Raw genomic sequence first — 18,441 nt, 5'->3', positions numbered from 1 at the left:
ACGAAGCCGACGTGGCGGCGGGGGACGACGCCGGCCACTCTCCGGGGGCTTCGGGGCGGGCATGCGCGATCATGATCGGAATGGACACTCGTTTTCTTGGCATCGCCGAACTGGACGAAGTCCCGTCCGTGGCCGTCGTGGTCGACGTCATGCGTGCTTACACCGTGGCGGCCTGGGCCTTTGCCCGGGGGGCGGAGAAGATCGTTCTCGCCGAGTCGCTGGAAGAAGCCCTGGCACTCAAGGCTTCCCACCCGGATTGGGCGGCGCTCAAGGACGGTCCACCCGCGCCCGGGTTCGACATGGTCAACTCGCCGGGCCTGCTGCGGTCCGTCGACCTCGGCGGGCGGACCGTTGTGCAGAAGACCACGGCAGGCACGGTCGGGGCCCTCGCGGTCAAGGAGGCGTCGCTGGTGCTGTGCGCCGGCTTCGTGGTCGCGGAGGCAACGGCTCGACTCTTGCGGACGCGCGCGGGTGACGGTGTCACGTTCGTGGTCACGGGCGAGGACGGGCGGGCCGATGAGGATCTGGCGTGCGCCCAGTACATCGCTCGGAGAGCCACCGAGGCGGAGACGGACGCCACCGAGTACGTCCGCCGCGCTGCCGCGTCGCGCGCCGCCGGCGAACTGGCGGAGGGTGTGCGTCAAGGAGTCCACCCTGATGACGTCGAACTCTGCCTTGAGGTCGACCGGTTCCCCTTCGCCATGGTGGCGACCCTCGAAGACTCGCTGATGGTCCTCCGCCCGTACGCCGCGCCTTCGCCGGCCGACGACACCTGGATCTGAGTCGTTGGTGCAGCCCGACTCTCACCGGTACGCCCTTCAGGCTCGGGGACACCGTGCACTGCCGGCGGCAGCCGCAGCGCCTCACGTCCGCGTACTGGTCGTCAAGCTGCCGGAACGGCCCTCCCACCGCCCCCGCGCCTGCCCCTTGAAGCCGCCGGAGACCTTCAGAGGATGCTGCGAACCGAGATCGGCCCGGGACTCGGCGAGCGGGAACTCGACGCGGTCGAGGCACGGTTCGGCTTCACCGTCTCCGCGGACCACAGGGTCTTCCTCGCCGCCGGCCTGCCGCACGGTTCGCGCCGCCGGCCCGACTGGCGGCACGGCGACCCCGAGGACCTGGCCTCGCGTCTCTCGGGACCGGTGGGGGGTGTGCTCTTCGACGTGAGGCACACCAACTTCGGGCATCCCGCCTGGAGTCCGAGGCCCACCGGGACATCCGACGCGCTGCTGATCGCACGGTCCGAGGCGGGCGGCCGCCGAGCCGACCCGGCCGCTTGCGGTGGGCGGCCTGGTCGGCGGGCTGCGGGATCACCGCCCGGAAACGGCCTGGTCCTGTGACGTCCATGGCCATCGGGCCTCGCGGCCGGCCTCGACGAGGCCGATCATCCAGAACCCGGCGTCCGTCAGGCCGCCGAAGGTGTGCCGGTTGGGGCCGCCGGGGCCATGGGCGGGCTGGTACCCCGCCAGGTTCCAGGTGTAGACCGGGACGTCCTCCGGGACCGGTTCCGCCGGACCGCGGCGCCCCAGGTGCGGACCCGTCTGCTCGTCGGTGACGATCACGACCCTCTCGTGGCCCCGGTAGTGGGCGCGTACCGCCTTGGCGGTGTCGGTGCCCCCGAGGTCGTTGAACCGTTTGAGTACGTCGAGCACCGGCTCCCCGGGCCGGAACGGCACCTGCGCGCTCGATGATCCGAACTCCACCAGGTCCGCCTCCTGCGCGCGCATCGCCAGCGCCGTGCCGAAAACGGCCGCCGCGTCCGCTCGGGTCAGGGTTGACCGCTCCGAGACGGTGCCGTAGAACATGGAGCCCGACCGGTCCACCAGGATCAGGGTCCGGCCGGTCAGGGCCGGCACGTTGGCCAGCGAGTGGCCCAGCGCCACCTCCAGCCGCGTCGACCAGCGCGCCGAGGGTGCGTGGCGGTGGGCGGCCAGGTAGCGGAAGGGGAACTGCCGCGACCGGGCGACCTCCTCGGCGTCCGAGATCCGTGCGGCGACTCCGGCCGCCGCCTCGTCCGAGATCCCGGCCCCGTCGAAGTTGCGCAGGTTGCGCAGCAGCGCCATCGGTCCCATCGAGGGGATCACGGCTTCCCAGACGGCGGCGTCCAGCGGTCCCTGGAGCCAGCCCGCGAGGGCCTCCCAGGTCATGCCCGCCGTGGCCAGCCGCTCGGCGCCGTCCGGCCCGGTGACCACGGCGCGCCGCTCGTCGGCCGGCAACTCCATCAGCGTTCGGTGCGCGGTGAGCAGCCGGTCGCCGGGCGGCGGCGCCGCGTCCTCCGGGTGGTGCCGGCGGTCCAGTGCATACCGGAACAGCGGGCCCTGCCAGGGCTTGGCCGGGTCGGGTGTGGCGTGGACGAGGTTGAGGACGTCGCCGAAGCGGAAGGCCTTGGACGCGGTGTCGTACTTCAGCAGGGAGCGGGACGAGTACAGCCGCCGTACCGCGTCGGCGATGCCCCGCTTCACGGGCTGTGGGACGCTCCGCCCGTAGGCCGAGGTCCAGTGGGCGAGCAACTCGCCGGGCTCGTCGGCGCGCTGGAGCACGGAGTCGATGACGGACCGGTTGGACGGCCCCACGCAGGACCCGGCGGCGAGCCGTGCCCTGACGTACGCGGCCGCGCCGATCAGGGAGGCCGTACGCATGTTTCCCTCGCCTCGAAGCCAACGCAGCAGGCCGGCTGTCCATGTGGGGTCCTGGAGGGCGAGTTCACCCACGAGGCGGGTGTACCGCTCATCGCGTTCCGGGCCGCCCTCGTAGAAGGTCTGCTGGGAGACGAAGTTCCCCACGGCCAGGAGGAAGAGCTCCTCGCGCGGCTCCCGGACGAAACCGGGGCCGCCTTCATAGGTGAGCTGGTCCGCCCCGGTGGGGTGATGGTGGGACCACGAATCGGTCGCGGTGCGGGCCGCCGCGGCGGAGATGTGCGGGGCCACGAGCATCTCGGACCAGATCTTCGACGTGCGCGGGGTGTGGCGAGGCAGGGAATCCCCCCGGATCCAAAGGCAATGGGGAGCCCCGCCCGAGGCGTCCGACGAGGCGGAGGAACGGGCGGGGCACAGGCGCCCGCGCCGCCCCGAGATCAGAAGTGGCCGCGGCGTCACTTGGTTTCGGAAGGAAGTAGCCGCAGCCGAGCGCATCGGGGGACGCGGTCGCGCCGTCACATTAGGCAGGCCCGCGCACCGCGTGCCAGTCAATTAAATGGCGGTGGGGAAGACGGACACCGGCATCATGTACCGACATCCGCGTCCGCGTACGTGGTCGGGTCGCGTCCGTGTCCGGGTCGCGTCCGTGTCCGGGTCGCGTCCGTGTCCAGGGCGAGGGCCCAGCTCCCTCCCTCACCAGGCACCTCGAAGGCTCCTGCCAGGAAGGACTCGGTCCAACTCGCGTACCCGAACATGATCTCGCCGTGTTCCCGGATGAACTCGTCGATCCCCACGCAGGTGTCACACGGGTCGGCTCCCGCCGTTCGCAGCAACTCCGCGGGCGAGACTCCCCGGACCAGCGTCATCGTGTACCCGATCTCCAGGGCGTAGTTGAAGACGGAGGAAGCGGAGCGTATCCAGCCGTAGTCGGCCGCGCTGGGTGACGTCATGCGGCGCATCCTGCCGGCGCCGACTGACACCGGGACGCGCGCCCCTCGAAGCGGGCGGAAGGTCGGCGGGCGGCGGGCGGAAGGTCGGCGGGCGGCGGGCGGGAGGTCGGCGGGCGGGAGGTCGGCGGTCGGCGGTCGGCGGTCGGCGGAGAACTCGATGGGTCGTGTCAGTGCCTCGTGCGAGGCTTCTGATCATCGGCGGCATCCGACCTGTGCCGTCACTCATATCCCAGGGGGGATCCTCATGTTCACAGACCGACGTCGGCGTGCGCTCCGGGGCGTGCTCGCCGCCACGGCCGTCAGTGCCGCGATGGCCGCCACGGCCGGTACGGCCTTCGCCTCCGGCGACCCGGCCGGGGCTGCACAACGGGCCCAGCAGCAGGCCGAGCAGCAGGCCGAGCCTGTCCAGGGGGCAGGACGGCTCGCCCGCGCGGCCGGTTCCGTCGAGACGCCGAGCTTCGCGATGAACGCCGTGGACAAGCAGTCGAGCGAGTTGTACATGTACTTCCCGAACCGCCAGGGCGCCTTCGACGACCGGTACAACGTGGAGGTCAGCTTTGACGCCTTCGCCGACTCGATCAATGTCGACAACGACAAGGACGGGTACAGCGACGGCACCTGGAGCCTCTACAAGAGCGGGGTCCTGAGTTACGGCTGGATCGACGACCAGCTCGAATACCACAGCAAGAATGTCGGCACCGCCTGGAGCATCTACACCACGGTCCTGTCCCCCGGCAGTCTCGGCGGGGCCCAGGAGGCCGACCTCATCGGCCTCGACAAGGCCGGTGACCTGTGGGGTTACCTCGGCAACCCGGACGGCACGCTCGGCGAGCGCACGCGCATCGGCGGTGGCTGGGGCCAGTACACCCAGCTCGCCGGCCAAGGCGATCTGACCGGCGACGGCAAGGCCGACATCGTCGCGCGGGACAAGACCGGCGTCCTGTGGCTCTACAGGGGCACCGGCGACTACAAGGCCCCGTTCGCCGCGCGTACGCAGGTCGGCGGCGGCTGGAACACGTACGACCGTCTGCTGTCGGTCGGCGACCTCGACGCCGACGGCAGGGCGGACCTGATCGCGCGCAAGCCCAACGGCGACCTGTACCGCTACTCGGGCACGGGCGACGCCGGCGCCGTCTTCCAGAAACCGGTCAAGATCGGCAACGGGTTCCAGATCTACAACCTGCTGTAGCAGCAGGCTGCGACGGGACGGGGGGCTGCCCATGGGCGGGGGACGGCGCCCCCGCTCCGTCCCCCCGCATGGGCATGGCCGGTCGACGGGACCCGCTACCCGTCGACCGGCCGGCGGAGCTCGCCCCGGCGCCCCGCCGGCGGCGGTGGTCGTGGCCGCAGGCGTCGGCGCGGTGCTGGCGTTCGGCCTGCGGGCGTGGTCCTTCCTCCGCTGAAGCGCCTCTTGGCTCCAGTGCTGTCGTCGATGTCGTACGAGGTTCCCGTACAAGCGGAACGGCTCCGCCCTCGCGAGGAGGGGGAGCCGTTTCCATCCGGGTGGGACCGGGTCGCGTCAGGCGTGGCGGTGGTGACGGTTGTTGCCGGTGACCAGTCGGTAGACGGCGAGGAGGATCACGGAGCCGATAATGGCGGCGATCCAGGTGGACAGGTCGAAGAAGCCGTCGATGGAGTCGACGCCGAATATGACCTTGCCGAGCCAGCCGCCGAGCAGACCGCCCGCGATGCCGATCAGCATGGTAATGATGACGCCGCCCGGGTCCTTGCCGGGCATCAGGGCCTTGGCGATGAAGCCCGCGAGCAGTCCGATCAAAATCCAGGCGATGATGCCCATGACGCTTCTCCTACCTCGATGAATAAAGCCGGTGTTAACGAGCGTCTGCACCGAGTCGAGGTTTCCAAACGTGCCGAGTTCTTGATCATTCCGCGCGGGCGGAAAGTGACCTCGACCTCGACGGCCCGAGGCGGTTGTGGGCCGTGATGGCCCGGGGCGACGTTACGGCCGCGCGAGGTGGTCGCACGTGAAGCGGGGGCCGGCCTCGACCGGCCCCCGACCATCCTCGCGTACGGGTCCGTACCCGGGTTCGTACCGAGTCAGCGCGCGGAGCCGGCGCGTCGCATCCGGGCGGCCAGCAGGAGGCCGGCGCCGGCGACGAGTGCGGTGCCCGCGCCGCCCGCGATCAGGACCCCGTCACCCGCGCCGGTGCCGGCGAGCGAGGAGCCGCTGCTGCCTTGGGCGGTGACGGCGGTGTTGCCCGCGTTCGTGCCGGTGTTGGGCTTGCCGGTGCCGGGCTTGGTGTCGGTACCGGGGTGGGAGCCGTTGCCGGAGTTGTTCTGGTTCTGGTTCCCGTTCTGGCCCCCGTTGTGGTTCTGGTTCTGACCGTTCTGGTTCTTGTCGTTCTCCTGCTGCGCCTTCTTGTCCCTGGCACTGGCTTCGTGCCGGCCGGTCGCCAGGAACGCGACGCGGTCGGCGGCGGTACCCGCCAGCGCAGCACGGCCCGCCTTGACCAGTTCCGGGCCACCGCCGTCGATGATCTTCGCGATGGTGACGCGGTTGTCCTGGTCGCGCAGCTCGTACTGGGTCTTCTCGAGGAACTCGCGCAGCTGAGCCGGGGTCGCGGTACCCCTGAGGAGCTTGCTGATCGCCTCGCTCAGGATGGGGCCGTCCCACGCCTCATCGATTCGGGCCAGCTCGACCCGGTCGTCCGAGGCCTGCGCCAGGTACCGCCCCGTCTTCAGGAAGGCGACGCGGTCGGCGGGGGTGCCCTTGAGCGCCTTCTTGGCCGCCTCCTTCACACCGGGGCCGGCAGTGCCGATCAGCCGGGAGATGTCGACCTGGTTGTCTTCGTCGCGCAGCTCGTGCTGGGTGACCTCGTAGAAGTGACGCAGCTGCGCCAGAGTCGCGTTGCCGTCGAGGAGCTTCATGATGCCTCCCTCCAGGCCGGGGCCGGCGCCGTTCAGGAGGCGGATGACGTGGATGCGATAGTCGACGCGACGGATCTCGTACTGCTCGGTCTCGATGAACTCGCGCATGGCCGCCGGCCCGGCGGCGATGGCTTTGTGGCCGGCTTCCTTCATGCGCCCGCTGGCCATCGGGTCGGCAATGATCGCGAGAATGGTCTTGCGATCCTCGTCGGCCCGACCGGGTGCGGCCTGGTCGGGCACGACACGGTCGGGCACGGTCGGGGCCGGCGGGTTGCCGGCGACCGAGGCGTCCGGGCCGGCGGCGAACGCCGGCGACGAAATGAGGACTACCGGAGCAAGAGCGGCAGTGGTGACCGCTGCTGCGATCCGAGACAACTTCACGAAAACCCCCTGGAAATGTTCCTACCAGGGCGTGAGACTCGCCGGCCGCACCGATGGTTGTATGGCGCACCGAGAATTGCCGCCCGGAAGACAGTGCCGCTCGGGGCGGGCCTGTCAGCCACTCCAGTCGATGGCGGATGATGTCGGCACCTGTGTGATGTTCCACCCGCCGGTCGGTCGCCGGGACGTGAAGTGGGCGATGGCGTTCCGGGTCGCCGAGCAGATCGTCGACGGCGCCCTGTGTACCGCCACCGGCGCATTCATGATCCGGGCAGACATCGCCTACGAGCTCGGCCATCCCCCGGAGTTGGGGCGCCCGCCGCGTACCCCTCGCCCACTGCGCGATCAACCTGGACGCATGGGAGGAGAGCGGGGGAGTCTCCTTCGAGGAACTCGACCGGGAAGCGGTCGAGGCGGCTCGGCAGTTCCCGAGCAGGCGCTCGACGGCGGAGGCGGGGGCCTGACCGGCGGCCTCGTTCCGAGGTCGGCGGGCGGGTGGCGGAGTGACCCCCGGAGTAACGGTCCGGCGCCGCCCCGGAGTTCGTGTTCCGGGGCGGCGCCGTCGACGGCCGGGTCAGGCGGTGGTGATGTTCTCCGCCTGCGGGCCCTTCTGGCCCTGCGTGATGTCGAAGGTCACGGCCTGGCCTTCCTGGAGCTCGCGGTAGCCGGTGGAGTTGATGTTGGAGTAGTGCGCGAAGACGTCCGGTCCGCCGCCGTCCTGCGCGATGAAGCCGAAGCCCTTTTCGGCGTTGAACCACTTCACGGTTCCGCTGGCCATGATCATGCCTTCCAGTCGAGGTCGGATCCGCACCACGCGGACCCGGAGGTGATCGCCCTGGTCCGGCACTGCACAGCGAAACACCCACGCCAGGGGCGCGGGCAGGTACTGCGAACCACGACAGCTGAAGCAGAAGTTACACGCCGGAGCTGCCCGTCACCAGAGAGCAAGGGCCACTGAGGTGGATGTTTGTGTCTGAGGCGGGTGCTTCTGTGCCGGGCTGCGGTGATCATGCGGGTATCGGACCGAAGGGTCCGCCTCTCCGCGAACGTCGGACCGGGAGATCTCAGGACCGCCCCTCAAGGCCTCGTGGCGGCGGCCACGATCTCCCCGATGAGCTTGGCCGCCTTGAGCTCGTCCAGGGCGACCAGGCCCGCCTCGTTGGCCTCCGCTTCGGTGTCGGGGATCAGATCGGTCGACTCCCAGCGCAGGTCACGGCCGAACACCGCGTCCGTCTGCTCGTCCCTCAGCACCCGCCGCCTGAGGAGGGGGCCCTGTCGGTCCTCCGCGGTGGAGTACACGACCTGCCCGTCGGCGTCGATCGCGTCGAGGACGGTGTCGTCGAGCAGCGTGACGGGCGGGTTGGCGAGGTGGCTCTCCGGGGTGCCCGGCCGGAACCGCACACCCGTCAGATCGAGGAACCCCGCATCGTCCCGGGTGAACTCGCCGCCCCGCTCGTAGAAGAGGACCAGCGGCTCGTAGAGATCGGGAAGGTCCGATAAGGCGGCAGGGTTCCGCGCCCGGAGTTCCGCCATGCGGACCGCACCCGAGCATGCCTGCCGAACCTCCCCATGGGGGGAGGCGATCCAGGAACTCACCGAGTTCGGCTGCCAGTTCAGGGGTCGGCTGGAATTCTGGATCCACGTACGGGGTCACATCGAAGAAGGGCCGGCCACTCTCGGCCGCGTACGCCTGGGCCCACACGGGGCCGCCCGGCGCGTGTATTCACGGCACAGGACACGACGGGACTTGACGTGCCCGACGGCGAAGTTCCAGTCACCCGTCCAATCAACCGCGCGGAGGCGATTCAGCGTGGCAGCTCCGATGACTGTTGACGTAGAAGTGGCCGCAGTCGGCGGGCGTGATCTCGCGGAGGCTCACTCGTGGGTTCCTTAGGGTGCGGGGATCCTGGTCGAACCGCGCGTTGAGGTGATGGTCCCGCCAGGGGGTCGGAGAACGGGTCGAGGGTCACCTCGTACGGGCGAAGGGGTCGGCCGGCCGGCTCCCGGGCGGGGCGCTGCCGCTCAGCCCGCCGTCAGGGAGAAGCGGCGGACGACCTCGATGCTGAGGTTGTCGTGGATGGTGAAGAACGGGCAGGCGGCGAGTTCCGTGCCGCTCGCCGCGTCGCGGGCCACGACGCGGGGGCGGCGCGCGGTGCGGTCCAGGTCCGGGGCGTGTTTGCGGCCCAGTCGTACCCGGCGGGTCACTCCGTCGGCCCGTACGTCCAGGAACGCGTCCCACACGCCCGGCCCGATGGGGGCGCCGTCGTCCACCACGGCCAGGTTCGCCTCCACCCGGAAGCCGGCCGTGTCCAGGCCCTCCCCCAGGTCAGGCGAGGCGACCGCGACGACTTCGGCGGTGTGCTCCCGGCCGCTGTCGCGTTCGCGCAGGACCAGCTCGCCGCCCAGCCGGGCGGTGCTCAGCGACTCCACGTACGCGTGACCGGTCAGGCTGACCTTGCCGCCCTTCCAGGCGATCGACGCGAGGTAGTGCTGGGCGCGCAGCTTCGACGTGACGTCGAACAGGACGTCCGGAAGGCCGGCGGTCGGATCCCGGAACAGCGGGTAGAGCCGGTACACCCGGCCGTTCTCCGCCAGGTCCTCCGGGGGCTCCGCGACAGGGTCGTACTCCATGAGGTGCTCGAAGGCACCCGGGGCGCAGCTGACGAAGGCGTACAGCCTGATCCAGTCGATCCGGCTCAGCTCGTTGCCCATGTCCGGCGTCCAGTACGCCTGGACGAGCGCCCGCCCGCGGGCGTACACCTCGGCCGTGAACGCCGGGTTGCGGTGTCGGGCGTTGACGCCCGGGAGGAGTGCCGTGCGGATCAGGCTGCGGAAGTGCCGGCCGAGCATGCGCCGGCGACCCACGGGATCCTGTACCCGCTCGGCCACCAGGGCCATGACGCGCTCGATGTGGCGCACCGTCTCGTCGGCCGTCCGGCTGCGCGAGGTGATGTTCTGCCCGTCTTCGCGCAGGCGCAGGTAGTAGCAGTCGTAGTCGCCGACCACGGAGATCGTGCCGGCGGCCAGGTAGGCGGCGGTGACGAAGACCTGGTCCTCGCCGTACCAGAGGTCGACCGGGAAGCGGATGCGGCCGGCCTCGATGATCTGGCGACGGATGAGCTTGGCGACGTGCAGCGACCGGTAGACCTCCGAGGTGTACAGGTCCGCGACCTCGGTGTGGCGGTAGGCCTTCTCGGAGACGGTGCGGCCGAGGCCGACGTGGCGGCCGAGGACGATGTCGCTGCCCTGCGCGTCGGCCATCGTCAGGAGCCGTTCCAGCGCCTCCGGGCCGAGGTAGTCGTCGGCGTCGAGGGTGAACACGAACCGGCCCCGGGCCAGGTCGAGGGCCCTGTTGCGTGGGCCGCCCGGGCCGCCGGAGTTCGCCTGGTGCACCACCCGCACCTGGGGGTGGAGGGCGGCGAAGCGGTCCAGCTCCGCACCGGTCCCGTCCGTGGACCCGTCGTCCACCGCGATGATCTCCAGCCGGGCCATGCCCAGGGTCTGGCCCGCGACCGAGTCCAGGCACTCGGTCAGGTAGGGCATCGCGTTGTAGGCAGCGATGATCACCGATATGTCGGGGAGACGTTCGTGGGGCATGCAGAGATTATGAACGCCGCCGGATCCCGACCGGCCGGCCGGGGGCGGTGGATGGCTCGGGGCGGGGGCGGGGCGTGGGCTCGGGGTGAGGTGCTGGGTGAGGCCCGCCCCGTGGCCGGGTCGGCGCTCGATCGGCGGTGAGGGGTCCGTCTCGCCGAGCCCGCTCGGCTACGTGACCGCCCGGGCTTGCGATCGGGTATGGCACGCCACACGCGGATCGGGCCCACCCTGGTTCCAGGGTGGGCCCGATGCTTCATTCGATCAGGTCGGGGTCCGGTCTGATCCGCCGGACCGGGTCTTCGGGGTCCGCAACACCAAAGCCACTGCCCGGTGCCCTTTCCGGTGGTCATCCGGAGTTCGAGCAGGCGTGACGATCGGCGTCAGTCGGCCCTTCCGACCCGGCCCGGCAGCCTTGATTCCATGTACAGAGAGGTGTTTCCCTCCTCGGGATCCAGGAGCACGGTGAATTCAGCGTCCTTCGGCGTACGAAACCCGATGTACTTCTTGTACTTCTTGCCCGCATCGAGGTTGAGCTTGAACTGCTTCATGCTTTCTGGCTTGAAGGGAGGTTCCGTGGGCGATATCTTCTCGCCCCCGACGCTGTCCCATCCGGAAGCCGGCCAGTAGAGCGGATTCGACAGATCGACTTGATGATCCTTGAGGTATTGCTCCACACAGCTCGTTGACGCCGTGAAACTCATCGCCATCTTGATGCCCGGCGCGGAGGTCTGCCCCGAGAACGTCAGGTCCTCGGTCTGGCAGGGTGGGAGTTCCAGTTGGAATCCCTTCAGGACGTCATCCCTGTCCTCCGCTCCACAGCCCGTGACAAAGACGACGGAAAGAGTGGAAAAGACTACAACGAACCTCGCCGTGCCGGAGCGCCCACCGAAGGCGCTCCTCAGGTTGCCCGACTCCCGCATTTATCCCTCCATGAGATCATTTAACTACGGCACAGAACCGCCCAAACTAGGGCAGAGTGATATCGATCGATGAATTCTTGCTGCCGTGAATCTCATAGTCACGGGCCCAGCCGACTCGGTGCAGTTCAGCGAATACGCCCAGATCGACTCCGTGGAACTTGTCACCGTAGTCGAAGTTGTAGTTCTTGAAGACATCGATGCGGGTGTCGCCGGTGACCCTCACCTTGCCGCCGTCGAGCTTCGTCATGGTGACGGAGCCGCTCTGGCGGTAGTTGAACCCGCGCAGAGCAAACGTGAGGTCACCGTCGTTGTCGTCGAACGCACCAGCCAGCCAGCGGGTGTCCAGGTTGACGCGGCAGGTCGCACCCGTTCCGCCCGGGCAGTTCGAGATCGCGCTGCCCAAGGTCGCCTTGAGGCCGTCCCGACGGCTGCCCTCCCAGATCTTGTCGCCGATGAGCTTGTCCATCTGCCCCGAGGAGAGGTTGTACGGACTGTCCGGCCTCGTGGTCCAGTAGCCGTAGAGTTCGCAGGCCAGCGGGCCCTTGTAGCAAGTGGCGAGATGTCCGGAGAACATCACGCTGCTCAGATACGAGTCCGCCCCGAAGTACTCCCACCACTTCGCGGAGTCGTATGCGGGGTGACCCGCCTGACCGTCCCCGGGTGCGGCCCCGCCCTTGCCCGTGGCGTCGATCCCACCGGTGTTCGAGGTCGCCTTGGTCTTGTACGCCTCAAGGGTCTTCCGTACGGCGATGTCCCAGGCGTCCACGGCCGCCTTCGCGGCGGCGGTGGCGTCCTGACTCGCGGCGTAGGCCGATGCCCGAGCCGATATGGCGGACTGCTGGGCGTCCGCGGCGTACGAGGCCGCCTTGGAGGCGGAATAGCGAGCCGAAGCTGCGGAAGCGTCGGCCTGCTTGGCCGCGCTCTGAGCCTGCTGGGCCGCGCTTCGGGCCTGCTTGGCGGATGCGGCGGCCTGCTTGGCCGAGGCGTCGGCGGACTCCGCGGACTTCTTCGCGTCCGCGGCGTAGACGGCGGCCTGGTTCTTGGCCTTCACAGCCTCTTGGGCGGCCTTGGCCGCGTCATCGGACGCGTCCTTGGCGTTGGCTGCGGCCTCAACGGCCAGCTGGGCGTTCTGGTTGGCGGTTGCCGCCGCGTTGGCCGCACCGGCGATCAGGCCCTTGATGTTCGCGGCATGGGAGGCCGCGTCCTGGTCTAGCTGGGCCGCCCGGTAGCGGCCGACCGTCACGAAGTCGTGCAGCATGCGCGCCGAGCCCTCAAGCGCGACGAACGCCGCCGCCTTGACCTGCGGGCCACCGCTGGCCTTGAGCTGCAGCGCCGTCGCGCGGTCGTCCTCCTCGCGCGCCGCGAACCAGCCCGTGTCCAGGAAGGTGCGCAGGGCGTCGGTGGTGCGTGCGTCGATGGCGGCCGTGGCGGCCTTCTTGACCTGCGCACCACCGGCGCCGGAGATCTCCAGCACCCGCTCGCGCATCTCCTCCTGCTGCGCGTCGTACTGCCCGGTCTTCAGGAATGTGGTGACGTTGACGTAGGAGCCCTGCATGGTGGTCTTCGCGGCTTGCCGCAAGGGCGTCGAGCCGCTGTCAGCCATGTGGCTGACGCGTGCCCAGTCGTCCTGTTCCTCGGCCTGCTTCCGCGAGGTCTTCAGCCATGCCTGGACTTCGCCGTCGGTACCCGTCAGCGCGTCCTCCGCGGCCTGCCGCGTCCACGGGCCACCGGTGGTGACCAGGCGCAGGGCGGCAGTGCGGCCCTGTGTCACCGCATTGGCCGGGGTCACACCCGGGGCCACCGCGTCCGCGAGGAGCTTGGTGGTCTGCGCGTCGCGGCGGGCGGCCTCGGCGCGGTTGTCAGCGGCCTTGGTCGCCTGTTCCTGCTCCAGCTTCTTGACCTCTGCCGCCGCGCGGGCGAACTCTTCCTTCTGCGCCTCCAACTGGGCGTCCTCGGTGGCGCGGGCCGCTTCGTAGACCTTGTCGGCCTGCGCCACGGCGTCGGAGGCCGTCTTCGCCGCGGCGACTGCCGCCAGGGCGTGCTCCGCGGACTTGTTGGCGTAGTCGACGGACTTGCCGGCCTGGGCCACCGCCTCGTCGGCGGCCTTCGCGGCCGCCCGGGCGTGGGTGACCGCGTCGGAGGCCGCCTTGTGTGCCCCGCGGGCCGCGGTGGCGGCCTTGTCGGCGAGTCGTTCCGCCGCGTCCGCCGCGTTGTTCGCGGTTGCCGCGGCGTAGCGGGCCCTGGCCGCCGCTTCGGACGCACGGCGTGAGTCCTCGGCCGCGAGACCCTTCTGGGCGCTGGCATCCGCGGCTGCCGTCGCGGCGGCCGCCGCGTTGTTGCCCGCGCTGGCCGCCGAGCGCGCGGCACTCGTCGCACCCGACAGGGCCTCGATGGCCCTGAATACGGAGTTGACGGCGCTCTGCGCTCCGTCCGCGGCGATGCGCGCCTGGTCGGCCGCTTCACGAGCAGCCTTCGTCTGGCCGGCGTCCCTGGACGCGGCGGACGCGGCGTCGTACGCCCGGGCGGCGGCGTTGCCGGCGGCGGAGGCCGCGGCTGCCGCCGACGAGGCCGCGCTGGCCGCGGTGCGCGCCGCGGAGATGGCGGTGTTGGACGCGCGGATCGCGGTGCGCGCGGCGTCGGCCGCGCCACTGGCGGCCTTGGCCGCTTCGCGTGCCTTCAGAGCGGCTTCCTGCGAGGACTCCTTGGCGGCGGCCGTCTCCTTCTTGGCTCTCTCCGCAGCGGCCCTCGCCAGCGTGGCGGCCTTCTCCGCCTTGGCACCGGCTTCCTTGGCAGCCTCGGTCTCGGCCCTGGCGGTGTCACTAGCCTTGTTCGCCAGCTCGGCGAGCTGCGTGACCGTGAGGGTTTCCTGGTCGCGCGCACGCGCGAGGTGCTGCCCGTTCATCAGGAACTCGTGCATTTCGGCAGGGGTACCGCTCAGCGCGGCTTGCGCGGCCTTCTTGAGCAGGGGTCCCGCGGAGGCGGAGATCTGGAGGATCTCCATCCGCTCGTCCTCCTCCTGGGCCGCCGGTTGGCCCTCGGCAAGGAAGTTCATCATCGCGTCGACGGTGCCCTTGTCGATCGCCTTGGTGCCGGCCTCGCGCACCGAGTCACCCGCACCGTTCATCACCTGCAGTACGGCCATGCGCTGATCCTCGATCAGCGACTGGCCCCAACCTGAGGCAAGGTAGGCGGCAAGCTGTTCGGGGGTCCCGCTCAGGGCCTGGTTCAGGCCCTTGCGGACCGAGGGTCCGCTCTCGTTCATCAGCTGAAGCGCCTTGACCCGGTTGTCCACCAGGACGAGTTCGGGTGCCTGGTTCACCAGAAAGTCGTGCACGGCGGCATCGGGAGCCGCGAGCACCTTCTCTGCGGCGGACTTGGTCTCGTCGCCACCGCTGCGCCACAGCGCGAACAACTGGGCGCGCTCGTTCGGCGGCAACGGCTTGGCCGGCTCCGCCGCGGACGCGGACACCCCGCCCAACAGTCCGGCCCCCATCGCGAGGGACAGCGCCCCCACGACCGAGGATCGGGCGAGCACCCCACCCCACGCAGGTCTCACCCGGAAACGCGCGTCTTTCTCCGACACTTCGCCTTCCCCCACTTCATCAAACAAGGCCGGAAGCACGGGGCTTCCGGCCTGACATTTCGTTTGGTCGCCGTCATGGTCGCAGCAGGAACGCTCACCCACGGAAAGCGGAAGTGGGCGATCCGGGGAGCGACAGGAATGCGGAATCACGCGCTCCGGCCCCACAACTGCTAATACACCAAGGGTTGTTGGCGGGATAAAGGCCTCACCGAAAGCCCCCTGAACGACTCACAGGAAGGTGTGTTAATTAGCTCACAGGCCGTCAAGTTGGGTAATTGCAAAGACAAATGATAGGAATGCCGTTGCCGTCCCGGACCACAGCAGTGCGACAGGCGTGGCTTGCAGGGCAACCAGGGGGGAAGCACGGGGGACCTGGTTGGCTGTCAGACGGCCGACCCGCAGGCATCCGTCTGCCCCTCGTCGCCTGATCCTTGAAAGTGGAAGCTGATGAAGCTCTCTCCTGCCGTACTCATCGCCAGTGCCGTCGCCGGAGTGATCGCGATGGCGGGCGTCGCGGTCGCCGTGGACGGACGCGCCGGCGGCGCCGGAGTCCAGGCCACCGGCGCCGATGTCCCCCCGTTCGCGGTGGAGGACTTCCAGTACCCGCAGGCGGAGGCCGCCGCGGCTCTGGCGGCACGCGGTATCAAGCTCAAGAGCGGCGACGGCCACATCGTCTACACCGCGTGCGGGACGGATGCCGACCCCAACCGCATCGAGGTCTACAGCCACAACGAGCCGAACAAGCCCTTCTGCTTCCGTGTCACCGGCAACGGCGGCTCGCTGGTCGTGGAACTGCCGCGTGTCTACGCCGTCCGCTCCAACGACTTCAAGGTCCACGTCGACATGACGGTGGAGAACACCCAGGTCTCCTTCGAGGTGCCGAAGAACGAGTGGGTCGGTGTCGGCAAGACCGCCGACAAGGAGAAGCGCGACCACGCGCTCGTGGCACTCACCGCCTCCAAGTAACAACTCATTCGACACATCACGATGTAGCCGCCCTCACGGCCGGTTGGAACCCCTCACGGCACCACATGGGCCGGCCGCGTACAAGGGCTCCGAAGCACGCGTGCGGGTGAGTAGCGAGAGAGTCGTCGTTCGGTCGGCGGGAACGGCGCGGGAGCTTGACCGCGCAACGCCGATGGCGGGGCGGATCACTGCCCTGACCTCGGCCCGCACAGGGCCGGGAACCGCCACCCAGGCGCATGGGGCGAAGCCCGCACCCCGCGCTCCCTCGCTACATCGCACATCGCACATCGCATCACCATGAGGCGGGAGCTCGCACGTCCGTGCCCGCACGCTCTCGAACCACCCTGGCTCTTCACCTCCCGGCCGCGCCGGTTGACCGCGTGAAGAGTCCTACAAGAAGAGGAAGCATGTCCTTCGTCCGTCCGAGACCGAAGTGGTTGGCTGCCTGTATGACGGCAGGCATCGCCGCTTCGCTGCTGTCCGCCGGCACCGCCGAAGCCGTGGTGGGGACCCCCGCCACCGCAGGGAAGTACGCGTTCGCCGCCCGGCTGAGCATCGGTTCCGAGGCCACAGCCCGGGCGTGCACCGCCGCTCTGGTCGATGACCAGTGGCTGGCCACCGCCGCCAGTTGCTTCGCCGGCACCCCGGGACAGACCGTCCCGGCCGGGCAGCCGCAGCAGCCCGCCACCGCCACCTTGAGCAACGGTCAGACCCTCAAGGTCATCGATCTCGTTCCCCGCGACGACCGGGACCTGGTCCTGGCCCGGCTGGAGCGCTCGGTCACCGACATCACCCCGGCCAACTTCGCCACGGCCGCCCCGGTCCAGGGCGCCCAGCTCGTCGGCGCCGGCTACGGACGCACCAAGACCGAGTGGCTGCCCGACCGGCTCCACCAGGCCAACTTCAGCGTGACCGGCACGAGCACCGGTGCGTTCGACGTCGTCGGCAAGACCGCCGCGGACGCGCTGTGCAAGGGAGACACCGGCGCTCCGCTGCTCAACGCCGCGGGAGAGATCGTCGGCGTGAGCAGCAGGTCCTGGCAGGGCGGCTGCCTCGGCACCGGCCCGACGGAGACCCGTACCAACGCGGTCGCGGCCCGTGTCGACGGCCTGGCCGGCTGGCTCGACTCGGCGCGGCAGCGCCCCGTCCTCGTCAAGAGCGGCCAGACCCTGCGGTCGGGCGAGACCCTCGCCTCCGAGAACGCCCAGTTGATCATGCAGGACGACGGCAACCTGGTCCTGTACCACCGCACCGGCGGACAGAACAAGGGTGGCGCCCTGTGGGCGTCGGGCACCGGCGGCAACCCGGGCGCGTTCGCCAAGATGCAGGCAGACGGCAACTTCGTCGTGTACAAGAAGGGCTCCACCGGCGACGAAGCCGCGGGCGCCCTGTGGGCGTCCGGCACCGCCGGCAACGCGAGCGCCCGCCTGGAACTCCAGGGTGACGCCAACCTCGTCGTCTACACCAAGGACGGCGGCCACGGCATCGGCGGCCACCTGTGGCACTCCGACACCTACCCCCGCGGTGACAAGCTTGCCTCCGGCGCGAAGCTCATGCCCGGTCACTGGCTGACCAACGGCAAGAACGTCCTGATGATGGACATCCAGGGCAACGTCCTCGTCCGCGACGTGGCCACCAGCCGCGAGGTGTGGGGCAAGTACACCTGGGACTGGGGTTCGTACCTGTCCATGCAGGCCGACGGCAACCTCGTCCTGTACAAGAAGGGCACCAACACCGGAGCCCTGTGGGCCACCGGTACCCACGGCGGCGACGGTTCCTACGCCACCCTGGACAACAACGGCAGTCTGAACGTGCGTTGGAAGGAAGGCGGCCCGCGTTGGGGCAGCAGCAGCCTGGTCGGCGCCCAGTCGAACCGCTGCCTGGACTTCGACGGGGCCAACGCCACCATCTACGGCTGCTGGGGCGGATCCAACCAGCAGTGGGACTACACCCCCGCCAAGGAAATGCGCCTCGACGGCAACCTGTGCCTGACCGCCGAGACCGGCGCCCCGCAGACGTCGCGGCTCAAGGCCCTCACCTGCGACGGCCGCGCCGAGCAGAAGTGGAACTACGACGGAACCACCATCGCCAGCGCCCTGAAGCCCGACCAGTGTGTGAACGTCTTCAGCGAGGCGACCGCCGACGGTTTCGCCGTCGGCCTGTGGGCCTGCGGCAACGGCGCCAACGCCAAGTGGAACCGCGTCTGACCTCCAGGTGGAACCGCTTCTGACCCCCGGATCGAAGCGCGTCTGACCCCTCCCTGCCCTGGGGCGGGCGGCCCGGGTGGCCGATGGGCCTGAACCGAACCACCCCGCGCGGGGGCCTGACCGACCGGGCCCCCGCGTCGCGGGGCCACGCCCCGGAACACGGGTCCGGCGGGTACTCGGGGGCTGCGATGCACCGATGGCCCCCGTCCGCCCCATCCTGACAGAACTGCGCTTCCACGAACGGCAGTTGCCGTGCATTCGCTCTCCTCACGCGCGCCCGCGCACCGACTCCCGGCTCAAAGGATGCTCCAC

At 69.8% G+C, this 18,441-nt stretch carries 14 protein-coding genes; 5 read left to right on the top strand and 9 right to left on the bottom strand.

All coding sequences use genetic code 11. The features are described 5' to 3' along the window. Positions 1-80: 80 nt before the first annotated feature. A complete protein-coding gene (locus tag OG906_RS37250) occupies positions 81-782 on the top strand; it encodes a 2-phosphosulfolactate phosphatase (protein WP_329448947.1) in 702 nt (233 codons plus the stop codon). Between the two features lie 171 nt (positions 783-953). Then, on the top strand, positions 954-1,340 hold the full coding sequence (locus OG906_RS37245) for a hypothetical protein (RefSeq protein WP_329448734.1): 387 nt from the start codon (positions 954-956) through the stop codon (positions 1,338-1,340). Here the strand turns inward: OG906_RS37245 and OG906_RS37240 are convergent. Beyond that, positions 1,311-2,933, bottom strand: coding sequence for a TROVE domain-containing protein (locus OG906_RS37240; RefSeq protein WP_329448733.1), 1,623 nt, complete (start codon positions 2,931-2,933; stop codon positions 1,311-1,313). The genes OG906_RS37245 and OG906_RS37240 overlap by 30 nt on opposite strands. Positions 2,934-3,220: 287 nt before the next feature. Beyond that, positions 3,221-3,586, bottom strand: coding sequence for a DUF6461 domain-containing protein (locus OG906_RS37235; RefSeq protein WP_329448732.1), 366 nt, complete (start codon positions 3,584-3,586; stop codon positions 3,221-3,223). 244 nt (positions 3,587-3,830) lie between these two features. On the opposite strand from OG906_RS37235, the gene OG906_RS37230 reads away from it, so the two are divergent. Beyond that, positions 3,831-4,775 (top strand): FG-GAP repeat domain-containing protein, encoded by a 945-nt coding sequence (locus OG906_RS37230; RefSeq protein ID WP_329448731.1) that lies wholly within the window; start codon positions 3,831-3,833, stop codon positions 4,773-4,775. A 330-nt stretch (positions 4,776-5,105) separates the two neighbouring features. On the opposite strand, the gene OG906_RS37225 is transcribed toward OG906_RS37230, so the two are convergent. The 7 genes from OG906_RS37225 to OG906_RS37195 all read right to left on the bottom strand — a co-directional run bounded on the left by OG906_RS37225 (position 5,106) and on the right by OG906_RS37195 (position 14,908). After that, on the bottom strand, positions 5,106-5,384 hold the full coding sequence (locus OG906_RS37225) for a GlsB/YeaQ/YmgE family stress response membrane protein (protein WP_053683645.1): 279 nt from the start codon (positions 5,382-5,384) through the stop codon (positions 5,106-5,108). 260 nt (positions 5,385-5,644) lie between these two features. Next, positions 5,645-6,856, bottom strand: a complete 1,212-nt coding sequence (locus OG906_RS37220) for an ALF repeat-containing protein (RefSeq protein WP_329448730.1) — start codon at positions 6,854-6,856, stop codon at positions 5,645-5,647. A 574-nt stretch (positions 6,857-7,430) separates the two neighbouring features. Beyond that, positions 7,431-7,634: a cold-shock protein gene (locus tag OG906_RS37215; RefSeq protein WP_267801583.1), complete on the bottom strand. Its 204-nt coding sequence runs from the start codon at positions 7,632-7,634 to the stop codon at positions 7,431-7,433. Positions 7,635-7,933: 299 nt separating this feature from the next. Further along, positions 7,934-8,389 carry a hypothetical protein gene (locus OG906_RS37210; protein ID WP_329448729.1) on the bottom strand — a complete coding sequence of 152 codons (456 nt, stop codon included), beginning with the start codon at positions 8,387-8,389 and terminating at the stop codon, positions 7,934-7,936. Between the two features lie 489 nt (positions 8,390-8,878). Then, complete coding sequence (locus OG906_RS37205; protein WP_329448728.1) at positions 8,879-10,453, bottom strand: glycosyltransferase family 2 protein; 1,575 nt, start codon at positions 10,451-10,453, stop codon at positions 8,879-8,881. Positions 10,454-10,833: 380 nt separating this feature from the next. Continuing rightward, a complete protein-coding gene (locus OG906_RS37200; RefSeq protein WP_329448727.1) occupies positions 10,834-11,373 on the bottom strand; it encodes a hypothetical protein in 540 nt (179 codons plus the stop codon). A 46-nt stretch (positions 11,374-11,419) separates the two neighbouring features. After that, entirely contained in the window at positions 11,420-14,908 is a 3,489-nt protein-coding gene (locus OG906_RS37195; RefSeq protein WP_329448726.1) for an ALF repeat-containing protein, read from the bottom strand. Between the two features lie 495 nt (positions 14,909-15,403). Here OG906_RS37195 and OG906_RS37190 point away from each other — a divergent pair, with 495 nt between their 5' ends. Together OG906_RS37190 and OG906_RS37185 are read left to right on the top strand one after the other, a co-directional pair. Then, positions 15,404-15,922, top strand: coding sequence for a hypothetical protein (locus tag OG906_RS37190; RefSeq protein WP_329448725.1), 519 nt, complete (start codon positions 15,404-15,406; stop codon positions 15,920-15,922). Between the two features lie 449 nt (positions 15,923-16,371). Further along, a complete protein-coding gene (locus tag OG906_RS37185; protein ID WP_329448724.1) occupies positions 16,372-18,129 on the top strand; it encodes a trypsin-like serine protease in 1,758 nt (585 codons plus the stop codon). Positions 18,130-18,441: the final 312 nt, after the last annotated feature.

This window comes from Streptomyces sp. NBC_01426, assembly GCF_036231985.1.
Classification (GTDB): Bacteria; Actinomycetota; Actinomycetes; order Streptomycetales; family Streptomycetaceae; genus Streptomyces.
This window is presented reverse-complemented; position numbering and strand designations above follow the sequence as displayed.

Excerpts from the sequence above, each read along its gene's own strand:
- OG906_RS37250 (WP_329448947.1), top strand. The coding sequence starts at position 81 with ATGGACACTCGTTTTCTTGGCATCGCCGAACTGGACGAAGTCCCGTCC.
- OG906_RS37245 (WP_329448734.1), top strand. The coding sequence starts at position 954 with ATGCTGCGAACCGAGATCGGCCCGGGACTCGGCGAGCGGGAACTCGAC.
- OG906_RS37240 (WP_329448733.1), bottom strand. The coding sequence starts at position 2,933 with ATGCTCGTGGCCCCGCACATCTCCGCCGCGGCGGCCCGCACCGCGACC.
- OG906_RS37235 (WP_329448732.1), bottom strand. The coding sequence starts at position 3,586 with ATGACGTCACCCAGCGCGGCCGACTACGGCTGGATACGCTCCGCTTCC.
- OG906_RS37230 (WP_329448731.1), top strand. The coding sequence starts at position 3,831 with ATGTTCACAGACCGACGTCGGCGTGCGCTCCGGGGCGTGCTCGCCGCC.
- OG906_RS37225 (WP_053683645.1), bottom strand. The coding sequence starts at position 5,384 with ATGGGCATCATCGCCTGGATTTTGATCGGACTGCTCGCGGGCTTCATC.
- OG906_RS37215 (WP_267801583.1), bottom strand. The coding sequence starts at position 7,634 with ATGGCCAGCGGAACCGTGAAGTGGTTCAACGCCGAAAAGGGCTTCGGC.
- OG906_RS37210 (WP_329448729.1), bottom strand. The coding sequence starts at position 8,389 with ATGGCGGAACTCCGGGCGCGGAACCCTGCCGCCTTATCGGACCTTCCC.
- OG906_RS37205 (WP_329448728.1), bottom strand. The coding sequence starts at position 10,453 with ATGCCCCACGAACGTCTCCCCGACATATCGGTGATCATCGCTGCCTAC.
- OG906_RS37200 (WP_329448727.1), bottom strand. The coding sequence starts at position 11,373 with ATGCGGGAGTCGGGCAACCTGAGGAGCGCCTTCGGTGGGCGCTCCGGC.
- OG906_RS37190 (WP_329448725.1), top strand. The coding sequence starts at position 15,404 with ATGAAGCTCTCTCCTGCCGTACTCATCGCCAGTGCCGTCGCCGGAGTG.
- OG906_RS37185 (WP_329448724.1), top strand. The coding sequence starts at position 16,372 with ATGACGGCAGGCATCGCCGCTTCGCTGCTGTCCGCCGGCACCGCCGAA.